Here is an 18,426-nt window from a genome sequence, read left to right on the forward strand (position 1 = left end):
CCGTCCCGTGCGACCGGGAGCGCGCTCTGCACCCCGTCCCCTGCGACCGGGAGCGCGCTCTGCACGTTCCGCCCTGCGGCCGGGAGCGCGCTCTGCACCCCGTCCCGTGAGAGAGCGTCCCGTGGAAAAGCGGCGGGGCACGGCATTCTCACGGGACGCTCTTCCACGGGACGCAGCGGGCCACGCTCTCGGTCGGGCTGCAGAACGCGCTCTCGGTCGCCCTGCACAACGCGCTCTCGGTCGCCCTGCACAACGCGCTCTCGGTCAGGCTGCAGGACGCGCTCTCGGTGAGGCTGCAGAGCGCGCTCCCGGTCGTCAGAGGGTGACGATCACCAGCTGTCCGGTCGCGCGCGTCATCGAGACGTAGCGGTCCACCGGACCCTCGACCCCGTCGCCGAAGCTCTCTTGCTCGACGATCACCACGAGGTCGAACTCCAGCCCCTTCACGAGCTCGGGCGAGAGCCACCTCACCCGCGGCGACCCCACCACCGAGGCGAGCGGCTCGCCGGTGGAGGTGACGACGCACGCCATACCCTCCTCGTGGTCCGCGAGCCACCCGGTCAGGACCCCATCCAGCTCCGCGGCACCGACGTGACGGACCGGGACGCCGGTGGAGCGGATCGAGACCGGCACGTCCGCGTCGGGCAGGACGGCGCGGATGACCGGCTCGGCCGCCGCCATCACCTCCGCCGGCGTGCGGTAGTTGATCGTCAGCGTCCGCCGTTCCACCCGCTCCAGCCCGACCCGCCTCAGACGCTCCTCCCAGCTCTCGGCGAAGCCGTGCCGGGCCTGCGCACGGTCGCCGACGATCGTGAAGCTGCGCGAGGGGCAGCGGCGCAGCAGCATCTGCCACTGCGCGTCGGTCAGCTCCTGCGCCTCGTCGACGACGACGTGGAGGAACGGGCCGGCGAGCCGGTCGGGGTCCGCGGCCGGCGCGACCGACACGTCGTCCAGCGCCGCCCGCAGGTCCTGCCCGCGCAGCATCGACATGACCTGCATCTCGGAGTCGTCGTGCGCGACGAGGTCGTCGACGACGTCGGCCATGCGCCTGCGCTCCTCGGCCAGCGCCGCCTCCTGGCGACGCCGCCGGCGCGCCTCCGCGGTGTCGCCGAGCCGCTGCCGTGCGGCGTCCAGCAGCGGCAGGTCGGACACGGTCCACGCCTGGGGGGCGTCGCGCTGCAGCAGCCGCACCTCCTCGACGGTTAGCCACGGGGCGCAGCGGCGCAGGTAGGCCGGCACGTCCCACAGGTCGCCGACCAGGTCGGTCGGTTCGATGAGCGGCCACGCCCGCTCGACCGCGCGCCGCAGCTCGCGGCTCGAGTGGAGCGACTGCCGCAGCTCGGCCGCGTCGGCGCCGACGCCGTCCTCGTCCACCCCCGCCTCGTCGACCAACCGGTCGACGAGCACGTCCACGAGCTCGTCGAGCACCTCTTCGCGCGCCAGGTTGTGGGGCGTCGCGGGGTCACGGGCGCCGAATGCCTCGGCCCAGTCGTCCGGGGTCACGACGACCTCGGCGACCTCCGTCGTCACCACCGTCGCCTCGGTCGGCGGCTCCTCGTGGAGCGCGACCGCCGGCTCCACCGCCCGCACCATCTCCGCCGACGACTTGAGCCGCGCCACCTCCGCATCGGTCTCTTCCACGGCCGCCGCCCCCTCGGGCAGCAGCGTGCGCAACGTGCAGGTGCGCACGCCCTCCTCGCCGAGGCTGGGCAGGACGTCCTCGACATACGCCAGGTATGGGGTGTGTGGCCCCACGAAGAGCACCCCACCACGGTGGTGGCCCAGGCGCGGGTCGGCGTAGAGGAGGTAGGCGGCGCGGTGGAGCGCCACCACCGTCTTTCCCGTCCCCGGCCCGCCGTCGACGACGAGCGCCCCGCGCGAGTCCGCCCGGATGATCGCGTCCTGGTCCGCCTGCAGCGTCCCCAGCACGTCCCGCATCCGCGACGACCGCGCCTCGCCGAGCGAGGCGATGAAGGCCGACTGGTCGTCGAGCGCCGCGTGGCCGTCGAGCCCGTCGGCGGTGAAGACCTCGTCCCAGTAGTCGACGACCCGGCCCCGCGCCCAGCGGTAGCGCCGCCGGCTGACCAGGCCCATCGGGTCGGCGTGCGTCGCCGCGAAGAACGGCTCCGCAGCGGGGGAGCGCCAGTCCACCAGCAGCCTCTCCCCGTCGCCGTCGCTCAGGCCGAGGCGCCCGACGTAGACCGGCTCGTCCTCGCCGGCCAGCACCATCCGGCCCAGGCACAGGTCCTGGCCGTAGCGCTCCAGCACCCGCAGCCGCGCGCTCAGCCGGTGCACCTGCTGGTCCCGCTCCAGCGCCGTCTGCCCGCCTCCCGCCGGAGCCCGCCGCTCCTCGGCGAGCCGGTCCGCCAGCTCCTGGACCGTCTCCTCGAGCCGCTGCGCCACGGCGGCCAGGTGCGCCTCGTCCTGCTCGACCATGCCCGGCGCGGCCTTGGCCTCGCGCCCGGCCAGCTCGAAGATCCCCGTCGTCGTCATCGTCCCCAACCCTTCCCGGGCGGCGGTCGCCCGTGCGACCAGCGATTGTGGGGCACGACCGGGGCCTTGCCGCAAGCCCCCCTGTGCGCTCTAGACTGGAGGTGGAGGGGACGACCGCGGGGGGTCTGGACGCGCGCAGCTGCTAGCGGAGGCTCATCCGTCGGCGCAGACCCAGCAGGACCAGCGCCGCCGCCGGTGCGTAGATCAGGACGAGCCACCCGCCCAGCGACACCGCCGCGACCGTCACGAGCGTGGGGACGAGGACGGCGACCAGCAGCGCGTCGGCCTGCCACGCCGCCACCATGAGCCCGGACATGTCGCCGGCAGCGGTCGGCACCGGGGTGAGGAGGAGCAGCGGCATCGGTCCGCGCGCTGCGTCGTAGGCGCGCACGGCCACGCAGAAGAGCCCGCCCACGACGACGAGCAGCGCTCCCACCGGGTGCACCCCCGTGAGCGGCACCGCCACCAGGGCGGCCGCCGCGCCGAGGACCAGCACGACTGCCAGCGGCAGCGCGGCGTGCAGGCCGACGAGGTGGTGGTCGGGCACGCCGTAGAGGGTCGGCGCCGCGCTCGCCTCGACAGCGTGCCGGAAGCCGTCGCTGACGACCCCGAGCCGGACGTGGACCATCGCGAACGCCACGGCGAGCACGGCCCACGACGGCCCGGAGGACAGGGTGCTGACCACGATGCCCAGGACGAGCGCGAGCAGCAGCACCGAGATCCCGACCAGCAGCCGCACCGGCGTGCGCGCCGCACCGACGAGGTCGCGGCGCAGGAAGAGCAGCGGCAGCGAGCCGCCACGTCCGACCGCGTCCCACCGGCCGTGCCGCGACGGGACGGGCCGGTAGGTGGCGGCTGCGCCCGCCAGGTCGCCGGCACCTCCTGCCGTGGTAGCGCCCTGCCACCTCGTCGCCTGCTCGAGCAGGACCGGTCCGCGCAGGCGGTCGAGCAGCCCGGGCACCACCGTCAGCCCGGCGACGAGCAGGACCAGCAGGAGCAGCACCGTCACCGGCGACGTCCACCCGGGCGGCAGCGCGGCGGGGCCGACCAGGAGCAGCGTCGCAACCAGACCCGCGCACACCGGGACGAGCAGCGCCGCGCGCCGCACGCCCCGCCGGGACAGCGCCTGCCCGGCGAGCCATCCGGCCGCCGTGACGCCACCCACGCACGCGCCTGTCATCGCCCCACCCAGCGCGGTGGTGCCGGCACCGCCAGCCCCGAGGTGCAGCAGCGCCAGTCCCGGCACCGCGCCGAGCGCCGCACCCGCCACGACCAGCACCAGGAGGCGCCTGACGAAGGACCCCCGCAGGCTCATCCGCCGCGGCTGTGGTCCGCCGGCCAGCACGTGGATCCGCAGCGGGCTGCCCATCACCGGCCCGTGCGTCGTGCCGACGGCCAGCGCGCCCCAGACCAGCAGCCCCGCCGCGGCCGCGACGAGCGCCGGGAGGTCTTCCCTCGCCAGCACCTCGCCGAGCCCCGGGACCGCGACGACCACGGCGAGGGCCCGCAGCGACGGGCCCACGACCAGCGCCGTCACGAGCACCAGGACATAGACGCGGTATGCGGTGCCGCCCGCCCCGCGCCGTCCACCTCCCCCTCCGCCACTCACGCCGCGCTCAGCTCCAGGACCTCGGCGCCGAGCCCGTCGACGAACCGCGGGTCGTGCGTGGCCAGGACCACAGTCATGCCCGCCTCGCGCCGCGCCCGCAGCGCGGCGAGCACCGTCCTGACCCGTCCGTCGTCGAGCCCGTGCTCCGGCTCGTCCAGCAGGAGCACCGAGCTCGGTCGCACGAGCGTGAGCGCCAGCGCGAGGAGCTGCACCTGACCCGTGGACAGCTGGTGCGGGAAGCGGTCGGTGAGCTGCTGCATACCGAGCTCGCAGACCAGCCCGTCGACCAGCCGCACCGCGTCGCCGGAGCCGGCGCCCCACGTGCGGGCCACGAGCAGCAGGTGCTCCTCGACGGTGAGGTCGCGGGCGGCCGGCGGCGGCCCGACGAGCGCGGCGACGTCCCGGCGGAAGGCCGCGTCCCGCTCGTCGCAGCGGCGACCACCCACGTGCGCGGACCCGCCGGTCGGCACGAGCAGGCCGGCCAGGACGCGCAGGAGCGTGGTCTTGCCCGCCCCGTTGTCGCCCACCACGCCGAGGCACCGCCCCGGCGCCACGGAGAAGGAGACCGGCGCCAGCGCGGCCCGGCCGTCGATGTCCACGCGGGCGTCCCGCACCTCGACCGTCATCGCCGGCCAGTATGCCGTGCCGCGCACCGCGGTCGGCGGGCTACTTCACCGAGCCGGCGAGCACGCCCTGCTCGAAATACTTCTGGAAGCTGAAGAACACGACCAGCGGCACGACCAGCGACAGGAACGCGCCGGTCGCGAGGATGTCGATGTTCGCGCCGAACTGGCGCGCCTGGGACTGCAGCGCGACGGTCAGCGGGGCGGCACGCGAGTCGGCGAAGACCAGCGCCACCAGCATGTCGTTCCACACCCACAGGAACTGGAAGATCCCGAGCGAGGCGATCGCCGGCAGACCCAGCGGCAGGATCACGCTGCGGAAGATCCGCCACTCACCGGCGCCGTCCATCCGGGCCGCCTCGAGCAGCTCCTTGGGGATCCCGGCGAAGAAGTTGCGCAGCAGGAAGACCGCGAACGGCAGCCCGAACGCCACGTGGAAGAGGATCACAGACAGACGGGACCCGAAGATGCCCAGGTCGCCGAACAGGCCGGCCACCGGGATCAGCGCCACCTGCACCGGCACGACCAGCAGGGCCACGACGGCGATGAACAGCGCGTCACGGCCGGGGAACTCGATCCAGGCGAACGCATAGGCGGCCAGCGAGGCGAGGACGACGACCAGCAGCGTGGCCGGCACCGTGATCCAGACCGTGTTGAAGAAGGCGTTGACCATGCCCTCGTTCGACAGCAGCCGTTGGTAGTTGTCGAGGGTGAGCTGCGCAGGCTGGGTCAGCGCCGTCCACCAGCCGGAGGTGTTGTTCTGCTGCGGCGTGCGCAGGGAGGCGATGAACAGCCCGAAGCTCGGCATCAGCCAGAACATCGCGACCGCGGCGAGCACCACCGACACCAGGCCCCGCCCCAGGGCGCTCTGGACGCGCGAGGCCATGCCGCGCCGCGGGGGTCGGGTGCTCGCCTCCCGCCCGGGAGGTATGGGGTCCGCCGCGCCGTGGGCGGTCGCCGCCGTCACTGCTGCTCCTGCTTGAAGCGGCGGATGTTGAACAGCATCGCGGGCAGGACGAGCAGGAAGAGGAAGACGCCCAGCGCGCTGCCCATGCCGAAGTTCTGCCCGCCGCCGAAGGAGACCGACCACATCTCGACGGCGATGACGTTGGCGGCCTGCGCCGACGATCCGGGCGCCAGGATGTAGACGAGGTCGAAGATCTTCAGGACGTTGATGATCATCGTCACGAAGACCACGGTCAGCACCGGCGAGAGCAGCGGCACCGTGATGTGGCGGAAGACCTGCCACTCGCTGGCCCCGTCGATCCGGGCGGCCTCCAGGGCGTCCCGCGAGATCGCGGCCAGCCCGGCGCCGATCAGCACCATCGCGAATCCCGCCCACATCCACACGTAGGCGAGGATGATCGCCGGCGTCACGAGGGTGGGGCCCAGCCAGGCCACCCCGCGGAACGGGGTCGTGAAGTTGTCCGCGGGCAGTGCGACCGTCACCGGACCGTCCACTCCCTCGATGACGTAGCGCCCCTCCTCGTCGGTGCGGTCCTGGCCCACCACCTCCCCGTCGCTGAGCGCCTGCACCTGCACGCCCGGCAGCGCCACCTCCGACGGGTCGATCTCGCCCGGCGTGCCGCCGCCGCCCCGGGTGAAGTCGAACCACACGGTCCCGGTGATGGCGTCCGCGGCGGCCTGTTCCGGAGGCTGCGGCGTCACCGGGTCGGCGGGCACGTACTCCGCGCCGACGCCGACCAGTGGCAACGGCACCGTCGAGCCCGGATCCACGTCGGCCGCCGTCGCGTAGCCGCCGGCGCCGTCCTCGACCAGCAGGTCGCCGGGCCGCGGGCCGGCCCCCGGATAGCTGGCCTGCTGGGTGAAGACCTCGTAGACGCCGGTCACCACCGCGTTGGCCAGGCCGACCTGAGGGTCACGCTCGTAGACGACGCGGAAGATGATCCCGGCGGCCAGGAACGAGATCGCCATTGGCATGAAGACGATCAGCTTGAACGCGGTGCCCCAGCGCACCCGCTCGGTCAGCACCGCGAAGATCAGGCCGAGCACGGTGACCAGCGCCGGCGTCACGAGCACCCAGATGACGTTGTTCTTCAGCGCCGTGAAAGTCGCGGGGTCGGTGAACATCCGCGCGTAGTTGGCCAGCCCGACGAAGGTGTCGCCCCGTGCGTCGAACAAGCTGCGCCAGATCGAGTAGCCGATCGGGTAGACGACCAGCGTGACCAGCATCGCCGCGGCGGGGCCGAGGAACAGCCACGCCACCCAGGCATGCTCGCGCGAGGGCGGGCGCCGCCGCTGATGCTGGGGGCCCGCCGCTCGCGCGGCCGGTGCGGTGGTGCTCACGGGTCGGGTATGGAGTGGTGCTCCGGTCCGCGTCTCAGTCGCCGTAGGCCTTGGCGGCGTTGGCCTCCAGGCTCTCCATGGTCTCCTGCACGCTCGTGGGGTCGCGCAGGAAGTCGGTGAGGTCCTGCCACATGCCGGCACCCGGGGTGCCGCCGAACTCGGGCGGCATCTGGTCGGACATGTCGAAGCGGAAGGCGTCGCCTGCCGCGATCAGGCTCTCGGCGATGCCGCGCGAGATGTCGTCCGGGTAGAGCGCGGTGTCGACGTTCTTGTTCGGGGAGGTGAAGCCACCCTCCTGCACCCAGATCTCCGCCGACTCGGGCGAGGCCAGCCACTCCAGCAGCGCCATCGTCGCCTCGCTGTCGGTGAAGCCGACGGCGACGTCGCCGCCGCCGACGACCGCGGGCTCCTCGCCGACCGCCGGGAAGGGCCAGAAGTCGGCGTCCTGGCCCACGACGGCGTCGGTCTCCGAGCCGATCACCCCGGCCACGAAGTCGCCCTCGTAGACCATGGCCGCGTCGTGCGAACCGAAGACCGTGGTCACCGAGCCGGGGAAGTCGGTCTGCAGCGCGCCGGGCGCCACCCAGCCCTCCTCACCCCAGACCTCGGCCAGCGTGGTGAGCGCCACGTCCACCGAGGGATGGGTCCACTTGATCTCGTGGGCCGTGAGCTTGTCGTACAGCTCGGGACCGGCCTGGGAGAGGTAGATGTTCTCGAACCAGTCGGTCAGCGTCCATCCGTCGGCGCCGGCGACCGCCCACGGGGTGACGCCGGAGTCCTCGATGGTCTGGGAGATGTCCTTCAGGTCGGGCCAGTCCCAGTCCTCCGGCGGGGTGGTGCTGATCCCCGCCGCCTCGATCGCCTCGACGTCGTACCAGATCGTCGACTTGTTGGCGGCCTTGAACCACACGCCGTAGAGGTCGCCGTCGACGGTGCCCAGGTCTTTCCAGACCTGTTCGTAGTTCGCGTCGATGGCCGCCTCCACGTCCGGGCCGACCGGCACCAGGGCGCCCTGCTCGGCGAACAGCGTGAGCAGCCCGGGCTGGGGCAGCATCGCCACGTCGGGCGGGTTGCCGCCCTCCACCCGCGGGGTCAGCACGGGCGCGATGTCGTCGCCGGTGGAGGTGTACTGGACGGTCGCTCCCGTCTTCTCCTCGAAGGCGTCCAGCACCAGGCCGAAGCTGTCCTGCTCCGCGCCGGTCCACACGCCCGCGACCTCGAGCTCCTCGCCACTGAGGTCGGGCAGCTCGAGCGCGGCCGCCTCGCCGGAACTGGTCATCGAACTGTCGTCCCCGGTGGCGGCTGCGTCGCCGTCCGCGGTGCCCTCGTCGGTGGCGGTGTCCTCCGCGGTGGTCTCGTCCGCCGGCGTCTCCGTGCCGGTGTCACCGCCGCAGGCTGCCAGTCCCAGCACCATCGTGGCCGAGCAGGCCAGGGCCAAGGTCCTCTTCATGGTTCGTGCTCCTTCGCGCAGACTCTTGAAGTCATGGACCTCCTCAACCCTACGCCGGTCGCCACGGCCTCGCCGGTCGAACGTGGACCCACGCGGCCCGGGGCGGGTCAACAGCCTGGCCGCTCCCACCAGTCCATCACCCGCAGCACGCCGAGGTCGTCGAACGGCCGCCCCACCAGCTGCACCCCGAGCGGCCGCCCGTCCGCGGTGGCCCCGGCCGGCACCGTGCCGGCGGGCTGGCCGGTCATGTTCCACGGCACCGTGAAGTTGATGTGCCACAGCCCGCGCCCGTCGGGATAGGGCATCGGCTGCTCCGCCGGGAAGGCCGCGCACGGCGCCACCGGCGAGACCAGCAGGTCCGGGTCGCCGGCCGCCGCCCACGCCGCGACCGTGCGCGCCTGCAGCAGCCCGAACGCGTGGTAGGCGTCCACGATGTCGGTCCCGCTCGCCGCCGACCCGCCGCGCACCCACTCGGCGATATAGGGCAGCACCCGCTCCTGCCGCTCCGGCGTCAGCCGCACGAAGTCCGCCCACGAGCGCGCCCGCCAGAAGAGGTCGATCCCGTCGAGCACGTCCTGCGTCAGCCACGGCGCCACCTCGACCACGTCCGCGCCCGCGTCGGCGAGCGCGTCGGCGACCGAGCGGGTGGCCGCGACGACCTCGGGGTCGGGCTCCACGCCATACCCCGCGGTGGTCCACACGCCCACCCGCAGCCGGCGGACGTCGGTCCCCAGGTGCGTCCAGTCGGTGGGCTCGGCCGGCAGGCTGGTCCAGTCGACCGGGTCGGGCCCGGCCAGCACCGACATGAGCAGCGCGCAGTCACGCGCGGTGCGGGCCATCGGTCCGGCGGCGCGCCCGAGGTACGGAGCGTGCAGCGGCACGCGCCCGGCGCTCGGCTTGAGCGTCGCGAGCCCCAGCCAGGTGCCGGGAAGCCGGATCGACCCGCCGATGTCCGTGCCCACCGCGAGCGGGGCGTAGCCCGCGGCGACCGAGGCGCCCGCCCCCGAGCTCGAGCCGCCGGTGGTCCACGCCGGGTCCAGCGGGGAGCGGGTGGTGCCGTGCAGCGAGGAGATGCCGGAGGAGAGCATGCCCCAGTCCGGCATCACGGTGGACCCGAGCACGACCAGGCCCGCTTCCTGGACGCGGCGGGCGACGGGGGAGTCGGTGTCCGGCACGACCGGGTCGACGCCGGCGGTGCCCGAGGGCATCGGGACGCCGGCGCGGGCGAGGTTCTCCTTGAGGGTGACCGGCACGCCGTCGAGGCGCCCGAGCGGTCGGTCCTCGCGCCACCGCCGCGCCGACGCCGCGGCCCGGGCCAGCACCTCCTCGGGGTCGTCGCGGACCCACATCGCGTTGATCCGCGGCTCGCCCCGCTCCATCCGCTCCAGCGCGTCGGTGGCGACGTCGACCGGGGAGAGGCTGCCGTCGGCGAAGCCGCGGACCAGCTCGGCGGCCAGCGGCCCCGTGGGCATGGCCGCCGGCGCGCTCACCGGGCTTCGGCCGGTCGGTCGCCGGCAGGGTCCTCGGCGCACTGACCGGCATGGTCCAGACCGTGCTCCATCCCCCACCGGACCGCCTGGGAGCGGGTGCTGACCCCCATCTTCTGGTAGGCCGACCGGATGTAGGTCTTGACCGTGTTGATCGACAGGTAGGCGCGCTGGGTGATGTCCTGGTTGGACAGGCCCTGGGTGATGAAGGCCACCACCTCGGCCTCGCGCGCCGAGAGCTGGTGCTCCATCCCGGGCCACCGGCCGGACGGACCGTTCAGGCCGTCCCCGTCCAGCGCCGCCTCCGCGGCGTCATGGCGCACCACCACGTCGCCCTCGGCGGCCGCCACCCGCTCGATCGCGGCCACGAGCTCCCCGGCGGTCGCGGCCTTGTCCACGTAGCCGGCGAAGCCGGCGCGCAGCGCGTCGTCGACCAGGTCGTCCTCCAGCGCCCAGGTGTAGAGCACCACCCGGGCCGTCGCGTCCCGGGCCAGGATCTCCTCCAGCACCCGGTCCCTGGGCTCGGGGCCGGCGAAGGTGTCGTAGAGCACGACGTCGGCCGGCCGGTCCGGGACCGCGTCGACGGCGAGGTCGACGACGTGCACCCGGTCGGCGAAGGGTTGCAGCATCAGGGTCAGCCCGGCGACGACCAGAGGGTAGTCGTTGACGATCGCCACGCTCACAGCGGTCATGCGCCGACTCTACCCGTGAGTTCGTCGCGCGCCCGCCTCCGCGCGGACCTAGCGTGGGGCGATGCGAGCACTCACCTGGCAGGGCATCGGCGACGTCGAGGTCAAAGAGGTTCCCGACCCGCGCATCGAGCGGCCGACGGACGCCCTGGTGCGGGTCACCTCCACCGCGATCTGCGGCTCCGACCTGCACCTCTACAACGTCCTGGCGGCCTACCTGCAGCCCGACGACGTCCTCGGCCACGAGTTCATGGGCGTGGTCGAGGAGGTCGGCCCGGCGGTCGGTCGGCTCGCGGTCGGCGACCGGGTGGTCGTGCCCTTCACGATCAGCTGCGGTCGCTGCTGGATGTGCGAGCGTCAGCTCTACTCCCAGTGCGAGACCACCCAGAACCGCGAGCACGGCAAGGGGGCCAGCCTCTACGGCTACACCAGCCTCTACGGGTCGGTCCCGGGAGGGCAGGCCGAGCTGGTCCGCGTCCCGCACGCCGACTTCGGTCCGGTGAAGATCACCCACGACCACCCGGACGAACGCTTCCTCTACCTCTCCGACATCCTCCCCACCGCCTGGCAGGGGGTCCGGTATGCCGACGTGCCGGCGGGCGGGACCCTCGCCGTCCTCGGACTGGGCCCGGTCGGGCAGCTGGCCCTGCGGGTGGCCCGCCACCTGGGCATCGAGCGGGTGGTCGGGGTCGAGCGCGTGCCGGAACGGCTCGAGGCGGCCCGGCAGCAGGGCTTCGAGGTCGTCGACCAGTCGCAGGTCGACGACGTCGCCGAGGTGCTGCGCTCGATGACGGACGGCCGCGGGCCGGACGCGGTCCTGGACGCCGTCGGCATGGAGGCGCACGGCAGCCCGGTCCTCGGCGCGGCCGTGGCCGCGGCCAAGCGCCTGCCCAAGCCGTTGGCGCGCAGGGCGATCGAGACCGCGGGGGTGGACCGGCTCGCCGCCCTGCACACGGCGATCGACGCGGTGCGGCGGGGCGGCACCGTCTCGCTCAGCGGCGTCTACGGGGGGATGGCCGACCCGATGCCGATGATGCAGCTCTTCGACAAGCAGGTGCAGCTGCGGATGGGGCAGTGCAACGTTCCCCGGTGGACCGGGGAGCTCTACGACCTGGTCAGCGGTGAGGAGGACGTCCTCGGGCTCGAGGGTCTGGCCACCCACCGGGTCCCGCTCGAGCAGGCCGCGCAGATGTACCAGACCTTCAACGACAAGTCCGACGGCTGTCTCAAGGTCGTGCTCCGGCCGTGAGCGTGGCGACGCGCCCGGTGCTGGCCGCGGCCGGCGGCGCGACGGGTGCGACGCTCGGGCGGGCGTTCGGCCTGCTCGCGCGGGTGCGGGGGACGCGCGCGCTGCACCCCGTCGGGGTCTGCGGACGCGGCTGGCTCCTGGTCTCGCCCGGCCCTCCCAGCGGTGTCCACCTGCTCGACGAGCCCGGTCCGCACCCCTGCCTGGTGCGCAGCTCGCGGGCGACCGGACTGCGTCGGTGGCCGGACGTGGAGGGTCTGGCGGTGCGCGTCGAGGGCCCCGGCGCCGGCGACGTGCTCCTCGCCTCGACCGGGACGGGTGTCGTGGGTCGCCACCTCCTCACCCTGCGCGGTCCGGGCGCGCACGGCACCGTGACCACGCTGCTGCCGATGAGCACCGCCCGCGGCCCGCTGCTGCTGCGCCTGGACCCCGAGCCTGCCGAGGCCGGCGCCGGGCGGGTCAGCGGCCCGCCCCGCACCTGGCGCCTCCTCGTGGCGGCCCCGGGACAGCCGTGGCACGAGCGCGGGCGGCTCGAGGTGGTCTGGGAGGACGGCGACTGTCACCGTCGCCACGACCCGGTCCGGCACCCGCCCACCGGCACCTGGATGCACCCGTTGTGGTCCAGGTTGCGCGCCCCGTCCTACGTGCGCAGCGAGGAGGTCGCGGCCTCGCCCTGACGCCGCGCCGCACCGGTCGGGCCCGTACCCGGGCCGGTCGGGACCGCACCCGGACCGCGTTCGTTGAAGCGGGCCGCAGCCCTGCGGCCCAGGGTCGTCAGCGTGCGCACCACCGAGGAGTCGAGGACCCGCGCGGCGTGGCGTCCCTCGACCGTGACGGAGTCGTCCGGCAGCCCGGGAGCGTCCGGCAGCATCCGGCTGACGAGGCCCATGACGCGGACGGTGGTGGCAGGCATCAACCCGTGCACGCGCATGCCGACCCAGGCGAGGGGCGTGATCACCACGGTCGTCCGTCCGGAGAGCACCCCGTCGACCATGCGCCGGGCGGCCCGCTCGGCGTCGGCGGACAGCAGCGGCATCGACGCCGCGGGGCCGAACCAGGCGAACTCAGCCGCCTGGTCGCCGGTGAACAGGGCCCGCTCGTGGGACCCGGTGCGCATCAGCCCTGGCACGATCGTCGTGGCGGTGACACCGGTGCCCGCCAGCTCCGCGGAGAGGCCCTCGCTGAACCCGACGGCACCGAACTTCGCCGTGACGTAGGGCAGCAGGTGCGGTGCCGCCACCTTGCCACCGATGCTCGTCACCGTCCCGATCCGGCCGCGCCCGCGCTCCCGCATCCCCGGCAGCACCGCCCAGGCGAGCCGGACCGGCCCCATCAGCATCGTGGCCACGGCCTGCTCGAAGTGCTCCAGCGTCATGGTCCGTGCCGGGCCGACCTGGATGGTGCCGGCGACGCAGACGAGCACGTCGACCGGACCGAGGTCGCGCTCGACGTCGGCGACGAGCCGCTCGACGGCGTCCTGATCGCCCACGTCGCACACGTAGCCTCGCACCTGCGGCGATCCCGGCCCTGCGCCCTCGTCGGCGGTCGCGCCCCGGGCCTCCGCGCCTTTCCGGAGCATCTGCACGGCGACCTCCAGGTCGTCCTCGGTCCGCGCACAGACGGCGACGTCATGGTCGCGCAGGACCAGCTCGCGGGCGACGAGCAGCCCGAGGCCGCGCGAGGCTCCGGCGACGAGGGCGACGGCACGGGACGGCTGGGCTGTCTGCATGCTCCCGACGCTAGGGCTGTGCGCCGCCGCTCGCGCACCGAACGTGTCGCCGGTCGGGTGGACGGCCGGGTCGGCTCGGCAGCGGGAGGTGCCCGCCGGGTCAGCAGTCCCGCTCGAGCTGGGCCTTGACCCAGGCCGCCGACTGGTAGACGAACCCCTCCAGCCGGGCGACCACCCCGGGGTCGGGACGGTCGTCGAGGGTCCACATCAGCACCTCGGCGTCCACGCAGCGCTCCATCAGCATGCGGGCCCGCGCGGTGTGCACCGTGCTGGTGAGCACGGCCACCCGGGTCCACCCGTGGGCGGCCACCTGCTCGCCGAGCACCTGCGCCTCGCCGCGCGTGCTGTAGGGGTCGGGCAGCACGCACTCCACCCGGTAGGTCGCCGCCGCCGTGCCGCAGTGACCGGTGGCGTAGGTCGTCCCGTCCTCGCGCACCGAGGTGGTCGCCAGCAGCACCGGGGCCAGTCCCTGGTCCATGAGGTCCAGCGCCGCGCCGATCCTGGTCTCCGCCGGTCCCAGCACGTAGACGGCGTCCACCCGCCCGTGCGGGTCGACCTGCGGGGTGACGAGCACGTCGACGCAGACCGCCAGCCAGGCCACCACCGCGGCGACCAGCGTCCCCGCCAGCATGCCCAGCCACCAGGGACGCTGACCCCGACGGTGCGCGGGGTGCCGCTGCCGGTGTCTCATCGGTCCCTCTCGTCGAGCTGCTCCGACGAGGCTAGTGCAGGTTCCTGACCCTCCCAGGGGCCGCCCGCTCGAGCCACCGCACGTCCACCACGAACGACCACGTCACCAGGACCACGGCCGCCCCGACGGCGACCTGCACCACGGCGGCCGGCCACACCGGGGCGCACGCGAGCACGAGGGTCCCGGCCATCACCCCACCGAGGAGGCGGCGTCGCGGGCTGGGCGGCAGCGGCCGCCGCCACGCCGGGCGCCGGACCTGGACGAGCGCGAAGGCCGGGAAGAGCAGCCCGCCGACCAGCGCCCACGGCGCCACCGGCGCCACCGCCAGCGAGAGGACGAGCACGAGGGCGCCGTCCACCGCGGAGTCCAGCGCCGCCCCGCGGTCGGTGACCGAGGAGGTGCGGCGCGCGACATACCCGTCGAGGGCGTCGCCGGCCCAGGCGAGCCCGCCGAGCCCGGCGACCCACCACGTGCGGGGCTCCCCGCCGGTCGCCAGCGCCCCCACGACCAGCCCGGCGGCGGCGAGCACCGGCACCACGCGGGCCAGGGTGACGACGTCCCCGGGCGTCGCCGGCCGGCTGCGCGCGGAGGTCGTCGGGGTCGGGTCCACGGACGTCACGCTAGAGGTAGGCACCGACCGGCGCGCCCGCGGACCTCCCCGGCGACCTGACGTTCCGGGCGGCGCGGTCGGGACGATCGGGCCAGAATCGTGCCATGCGTGCCCGTGCCTACTGGACCCTCGCCCCCGGCCGGGGCGAGGTGCGCTCCGAGCAGCTGCGCGAGCCGGGCCCGGGGGAGGTGCTCGTGCGCGCCACCGCGTCCGGGATCAGCCGCGGCAGCGAGCTGCTCGTCCACCGCGGCGGGGTCCCGGCGTCCGTCGCCGAGCGGATGCGGGCGCCCTTCCAAGCCGGCGGGCTGCCCGGGCCGGTCAAGTACGGCTACCTCTCCGTGGGCGTCGTCGAGGCCGGTGATCCCGGGTGGGTGGGCCGCCGCGTCTTCTGCCTGCACCCCCACCAGGACAGGTATGTCGTGCCGCTCACCGCCCTGACCGCGCTGCCCGACGACGTCCCCGACGCGCGCGCGGTGCTGCTCGGCACCCTGGAGACGGCGGTCAACGCGCTGTGGGACGGCCGGCCGCTCTACGGCGACCGGGTCGCGGTCGTGGGCTGCGGCATGGTCGGCGCCAGCCTCACCGCGCTGCTGGCGAGGCTGCCGCTGGAGCGGCTCGAGGTCGTCGAGCCCGACGAGGAGCGCGGTCGGGTCGCCGGGGCGCTCGGTGCCACCTGGGTGCGGCCCGGCTCGGCCACGCCGGGCTGCGACGTCGTCTTCCACTGCTCGGCCAGCGAGGAGGGCCTGCGCCTGGCGCTGTCCCTGCTCGGGGAGGAGGCCGAGGTCGTCGAGCTGTCCTGGTACGGCGACCGCCCCGTCACCCTGGACCTCGGCGGCGACTTCCACGCCCGGCGGCTCGCGGTGCGCGCCAGCCAGGTCAGCCGCGTCAGCCCGCACCGGGCGGCGCGCCGCGACCACGCCGACCGGATGGCGGTCGCCCTCCGCGCCGCCGCCGACCCCGCCCTGGACCACCTGCTCGCCGGCCCCACCCCGCTGGAGCAGCTGCCCCGCCTGATGGAGGACCTGGCCGCCGGGGCACCCGGGCTGTGCCACGTGGTGAGCTACCCGCCCGCGGCGGCGGACGGCATACCGACGAAGGAGGAGGACCATGCACACGCTGACCGTCCGTGACCACGTGATGGTGGCCCACAGCCTGCCCGACGAGTTCTTCGGGCCGGCGCAGGCGCTGCACGGCGCGACCTACGTGGTGGAGGCGACCTGGGAGCGCGACGGCCTGGACGCGCACGGGGTGGTGCTCGACATCGGCGCCGCCACCGAGGCGCTCGCCGGGGTGCTGGGGCGGCTGGCCTACCGCAACCTCGACGAGGTGCCCGAGCTGGCCGGGCACGTCACCACCACCGAGTTCCTGAGCCGCTGGGTCGCCGAGCGGCTCGTCGAGCAGGTCGACCCGGCGCCGTTCCGCTCGGTCAGCGTCACGCTGCGCGAGCACCCCGACGCGTGGGCGTCCTACCGCCTGGACCTGGACCGGGCGTGACCGGCGGCCCGCTGCACGTCGTGGTCCCCGACCGGCCGGCCGAGGCGCCCAGCGGCGGGGACCGGTATGACGCGGCGATCGTCGGACGCTGGCGGCACCTCGGGCGGGAGGTCAACCAGGTGCGGGCCGAGGGGGACTGGCCCTGGCCGAGCGAGGCCCAGAGGACCGCGCTGGACGTGCGGCTGGACGCGCTGGGTCCGGGCGCGGTCCTGGTCGACGGGCTGGTCGGGTGCGCCGCCCCGGGCGCGGTCCGTCGCTCGGCGCAGGCGCGGCCCACGGCGCTGCTGGTCCACTCCTTGCTGGCCGACGGAGCGGGGGAGAGCGGTGAGCGGGCGGCCGAGCTGGACCGGCGGGAGCGGCGGGCGCTGGCCGCCGCGCACCTCGTGGTCACGGTGAGCGACTGGGCCCGCGAGGAGCTGCGGGCCCGGCACGGTGTCGGGGACGTGGTCGTCGCCCGGCCGGGGACGGAGCGCGCTCCTGTCGCGGAGGGGAGTCGGGGCGGTTCCGCGGAGCACCACTCGGCCCCGCTGCTCCTGGCCCTCGGAGCCGTCGCCCCGGTGAAGAACCATGCCGTCCTCCTCGCCGCCCTGGAGGAGGTCGCCGACCTGCCGTGGACCGCGGTGCTCGCCGGCCCGGCGCAGGACCCTGTCCACCTCGACACGCTGGTCGCCGACGCCCGAGCCCGCGGGATCGCAGACCGCGTGGCCTGGCCCGGGACGGTGGAGGGCGAGGAGCTCGAGCGGCTGTGGCAGCGCACCGACCTGCTCGTCCACCCCTCGCGCTCGGAGACCTGGGCGCAGGTGGTCGCCGAGGCGCACGCGCACGGCATACCCACCGTGGTCGGGGAGGGGACGGGGGCGGTGGAGGCGCTGCGCGGCACCGGCTGCGACGACCCGCCGGGCGTGGCGGTGCCGGTCGAGGGCCCGGAGGAGCTGGCCGGGGCGCTGCGCAGGTGGCTGACCGAGCCGGACCTGCGGGAGGCGTGGCGGGCGGCGGCGCTGGAGCGGCGTGCTCTGCTGAGCGGGTGGGACCGCACCGTCCGACAGATCGACCTCGCCCTGGACAGGATCGAGCGATGACGACACGGACGGAGGAGCAGGCGGACGACCCGGCCCGGGTGGCTGCTGGCGAGGTGCCCGCTGCCGTCGTGCCTGGGCTCACCGCCGGCGCCGTGCCGCCGGCGGTGCGGGCCAGCGCCGGCTGGCTGGCGCTGCGGCGCGAGGCGGACGAGGAGGCGCGAGACCACGGCGCGGGCGGTCTGCTGGACCGGCTGGTGCGGCACCTGCACGAGTGCGGAGCCGCGGTGGTCAGGGTCGTCGACGTGGGGGCGGGGACGGGCGCGAACCGGGACTACCTTGGTCCGCGGCTGCCCTTCGCCCAGGAGTGGGTCGTGGTCGACCACGACGCGGAGCTGCTCGGGCACGCCGACCACCGTGACGCCCTGCGGGTGGAGGCCGGTGCCGGGGACCTCGACGAGGTGCTGGCCGGGCTGCCTCCGGGCGACGGTGCCCCCACCGTCCTCACCTGCGCCGCACTGCTGGACGTGCTCGACCGTCCGGACGTCGACCGGTTCGCCGAGGCCGTCGACCGGTCGGGCGCGCCGGCGCTGCTGTCGCTCTCGGTCACCGGCAGCGTGGAGTGGTCGCCGGAGGATCCGGGCGACGCGGGGCTCCGGGCGTCCTTCGACGCGCACCAGCGGCGACGCGGTCGGCCGGGGCCGGACGCGGTGAGGATGCTGCGCGACGACCTCGTCGGTCGGGGGCTGAGGGTGCACGCGGCGGGTACGCCCTGGACGCTCGACGCACGCCGGCCGGAGCTCCTGGGACGGTGGCTGGGGGAGCGGGTCGAGGCGGCCGTCGAGGAGTCGCCCGAGCAGGTCTCGGCGCTGCGGGCGTGGCGCGCTCGCCGGCTCGAGCAGCTGGCGGGCGGGCGCCTGGACGTCCGGGTGGACCACGAGGACCTGCTGGTCCTGCCACGCTGAGCCGGCACCGGCGGGGG

Annotated in this window: 17 protein-coding genes; 6 read left to right on the forward strand and 11 right to left on the reverse strand. The window is 74.8% G+C overall.

What is annotated here, in order from left to right:
• Positions 1 to 315: 315 nt before the first annotated feature.
• The 8 genes from helR to DV701_RS12975 all read right to left on the reverse strand — a co-directional run bounded on the left by helR (position 316) and on the right by DV701_RS12975 (position 10,661).
• Positions 316 to 2,493: an RNA polymerase recycling motor ATPase HelR gene (gene helR / locus DV701_RS12940; RefSeq protein ID WP_114928820.1), complete on the reverse strand. Its 2,178-nt coding sequence runs from the start codon at positions 2,491 to 2,493 to the stop codon at positions 316 to 318.
• 142 nt (positions 2,494 to 2,635) lie between these two features.
• Positions 2,636 to 4,102 carry a hypothetical protein gene (locus DV701_RS12945; RefSeq protein ID WP_162803022.1) on the reverse strand — a complete coding sequence of 489 codons (1,467 nt, stop codon included), beginning with the start codon at positions 4,100 to 4,102 and terminating at the stop codon, positions 2,636 to 2,638.
• Positions 4,099 to 4,728 carry an ABC transporter ATP-binding protein gene (locus tag DV701_RS12950; protein ID WP_114931124.1) on the reverse strand — a complete coding sequence of 210 codons (630 nt, stop codon included), beginning with the start codon at positions 4,726 to 4,728 and terminating at the stop codon, positions 4,099 to 4,101. Before DV701_RS12950 ends, DV701_RS12945 begins: the two co-directional genes overlap by 4 nt.
• A gap of 40 nt (positions 4,729 to 4,768) precedes the next feature.
• Positions 4,769 to 5,692 carry a carbohydrate ABC transporter permease gene (locus tag DV701_RS12955; protein WP_228255023.1) on the reverse strand — a complete coding sequence of 308 codons (924 nt, stop codon included), beginning with the start codon at positions 5,690 to 5,692 and terminating at the stop codon, positions 4,769 to 4,771.
• On the reverse strand, positions 5,689 to 7,032 hold the full coding sequence (locus DV701_RS12960) for a carbohydrate ABC transporter permease (RefSeq protein ID WP_202863530.1): 1,344 nt from the start codon (positions 7,030 to 7,032) through the stop codon (positions 5,689 to 5,691). Before DV701_RS12960 ends, DV701_RS12955 begins: the two co-directional genes overlap by 4 nt.
• A gap of 34 nt (positions 7,033 to 7,066) precedes the next feature.
• Positions 7,067 to 8,482: an ABC transporter substrate-binding protein gene (locus DV701_RS12965; RefSeq protein WP_114928822.1), complete on the reverse strand. Its 1,416-nt coding sequence runs from the start codon at positions 8,480 to 8,482 to the stop codon at positions 7,067 to 7,069.
• A 107-nt stretch (positions 8,483 to 8,589) separates the two neighbouring features.
• Complete coding sequence (locus DV701_RS12970; protein ID WP_228255024.1) at positions 8,590 to 9,972, reverse strand: amidase; 1,383 nt, start codon at positions 9,970 to 9,972, stop codon at positions 8,590 to 8,592.
• Positions 9,969 to 10,661 (reverse strand): response regulator transcription factor, encoded by a 693-nt coding sequence (locus DV701_RS12975; protein ID WP_114928823.1) that lies wholly within the window; start codon positions 10,659 to 10,661, stop codon positions 9,969 to 9,971. Before DV701_RS12975 ends, DV701_RS12970 begins: the two co-directional genes overlap by 4 nt.
• Positions 10,662 to 10,722: 61 nt before the next feature.
• Between DV701_RS12975 and DV701_RS12980 the strand changes: the two genes are divergently transcribed.
• Both DV701_RS12980 and DV701_RS12985 read left to right on the forward strand, forming a co-directional pair.
• Positions 10,723 to 11,907 carry a zinc-dependent alcohol dehydrogenase gene (locus DV701_RS12980; RefSeq protein WP_114928824.1) on the forward strand — a complete coding sequence of 395 codons (1,185 nt, stop codon included), beginning with the start codon at positions 10,723 to 10,725 and terminating at the stop codon, positions 11,905 to 11,907.
• On the forward strand, positions 11,904 to 12,581 hold the full coding sequence (locus DV701_RS12985) for a phosphodiesterase (protein WP_114928825.1): 678 nt from the start codon (positions 11,904 to 11,906) through the stop codon (positions 12,579 to 12,581). The genes DV701_RS12980 and DV701_RS12985 overlap by 4 nt, the downstream gene beginning before the upstream one ends.
• On the opposite strand, the gene DV701_RS12990 is transcribed toward DV701_RS12985, so the two are convergent.
• The 3 genes from DV701_RS12990 to DV701_RS13000 all read right to left on the reverse strand — a co-directional run bounded on the left by DV701_RS12990 (position 12,545) and on the right by DV701_RS13000 (position 14,934).
• The gene (locus DV701_RS12990; protein WP_114928826.1) at positions 12,545 to 13,633 is read right to left on the reverse strand and encodes an SDR family NAD(P)-dependent oxidoreductase; all 1,089 of its coding nucleotides are present in this window, start codon (positions 13,631 to 13,633) and stop codon (positions 12,545 to 12,547) included. The two genes, DV701_RS12985 and DV701_RS12990, sit on opposite strands and share 37 nt — an antisense overlap.
• Before the next feature lie 100 nt (positions 13,634 to 13,733).
• Positions 13,734 to 14,324 carry a YdcF family protein gene (locus DV701_RS12995; RefSeq protein WP_114928827.1) on the reverse strand — a complete coding sequence of 197 codons (591 nt, stop codon included), beginning with the start codon at positions 14,322 to 14,324 and terminating at the stop codon, positions 13,734 to 13,736.
• A gap of 31 nt (positions 14,325 to 14,355) precedes the next feature.
• A complete protein-coding gene (locus tag DV701_RS13000; RefSeq protein WP_162803023.1) occupies positions 14,356 to 14,934 on the reverse strand; it encodes a CDP-alcohol phosphatidyltransferase family protein in 579 nt (192 codons plus the stop codon).
• Between the two features lie 104 nt (positions 14,935 to 15,038).
• Between DV701_RS13000 and DV701_RS13005 the strand changes: the two genes are divergently transcribed.
• Genes DV701_RS13005 through DV701_RS13020 form a run of 4 tightly spaced genes read left to right on the forward strand, consistent with a single transcriptional unit; the run spans position 15,039 to position 18,409 of the window.
• Positions 15,039 to 16,064, forward strand: a complete 1,026-nt coding sequence (locus tag DV701_RS13005; RefSeq protein ID WP_114928829.1) for a zinc-dependent alcohol dehydrogenase — start codon at positions 15,039 to 15,041, stop codon at positions 16,062 to 16,064.
• Positions 16,042 to 16,428, forward strand: a complete 387-nt coding sequence (locus tag DV701_RS13010; RefSeq protein WP_114931132.1) for a 6-pyruvoyl trahydropterin synthase family protein — start codon at positions 16,042 to 16,044, stop codon at positions 16,426 to 16,428. Before DV701_RS13005 ends, DV701_RS13010 begins: the two co-directional genes overlap by 23 nt.
• Positions 16,425 to 17,507 (forward strand): glycosyltransferase family 4 protein, encoded by a 1,083-nt coding sequence (locus tag DV701_RS13015; protein WP_114928830.1) that lies wholly within the window; start codon positions 16,425 to 16,427, stop codon positions 17,505 to 17,507. The genes DV701_RS13010 and DV701_RS13015 overlap by 4 nt, the downstream gene beginning before the upstream one ends.
• Positions 17,504 to 18,409 carry a class I SAM-dependent methyltransferase gene (locus DV701_RS13020; RefSeq protein WP_114928832.1) on the forward strand — a complete coding sequence of 302 codons (906 nt, stop codon included), beginning with the start codon at positions 17,504 to 17,506 and terminating at the stop codon, positions 18,407 to 18,409. The genes DV701_RS13015 and DV701_RS13020 overlap by 4 nt, the downstream gene beginning before the upstream one ends.
• Positions 18,410 to 18,426: the final 17 nt, after the last annotated feature.

Origin of the sequence: Ornithinimicrobium avium, from assembly GCF_003351765.1 — a bacterium.
Lineage (GTDB): Bacteria > Actinomycetota > Actinomycetes > Actinomycetales > Dermatophilaceae > Ornithinicoccus > Ornithinicoccus avius.

Bases quoted from the DNA above. Each gene is read 5' to 3' on its own strand.
- helR (WP_114928820.1), bottom strand. From the start codon at position 2,493: ATGACGACGACGGGGATCTTCGAGCTGGCCGGGCGCGAGGCCAAGGCC.
- DV701_RS12950 (WP_114931124.1), bottom strand. From the start codon at position 4,728: ATGACGGTCGAGGTGCGGGACGCCCGCGTGGACATCGACGGCCGGGCC.
- DV701_RS12965 (WP_114928822.1), bottom strand. From the start codon at position 8,482: ATGAAGAGGACCTTGGCCCTGGCCTGCTCGGCCACGATGGTGCTGGGA.
- DV701_RS12975 (WP_114928823.1), bottom strand. From the start codon at position 10,661: ATGACCGCTGTGAGCGTGGCGATCGTCAACGACTACCCTCTGGTCGTC.
- DV701_RS12980 (WP_114928824.1), top strand. From the start codon at position 10,723: ATGCGAGCACTCACCTGGCAGGGCATCGGCGACGTCGAGGTCAAAGAG.
- DV701_RS12990 (WP_114928826.1), bottom strand. From the start codon at position 13,633: ATGCAGACAGCCCAGCCGTCCCGTGCCGTCGCCCTCGTCGCCGGAGCC.
- DV701_RS12995 (WP_114928827.1), bottom strand. From the start codon at position 14,324: ATGAGACACCGGCAGCGGCACCCCGCGCACCGTCGGGGTCAGCGTCCC.
- DV701_RS13005 (WP_114928829.1), top strand. From the start codon at position 15,039: ATGCGTGCCCGTGCCTACTGGACCCTCGCCCCCGGCCGGGGCGAGGTG.
- DV701_RS13010 (WP_114931132.1), top strand. From the start codon at position 16,042: ATGCACACGCTGACCGTCCGTGACCACGTGATGGTGGCCCACAGCCTG.
- DV701_RS13020 (WP_114928832.1), top strand. From the start codon at position 17,504: ATGACGACACGGACGGAGGAGCAGGCGGACGACCCGGCCCGGGTGGCT.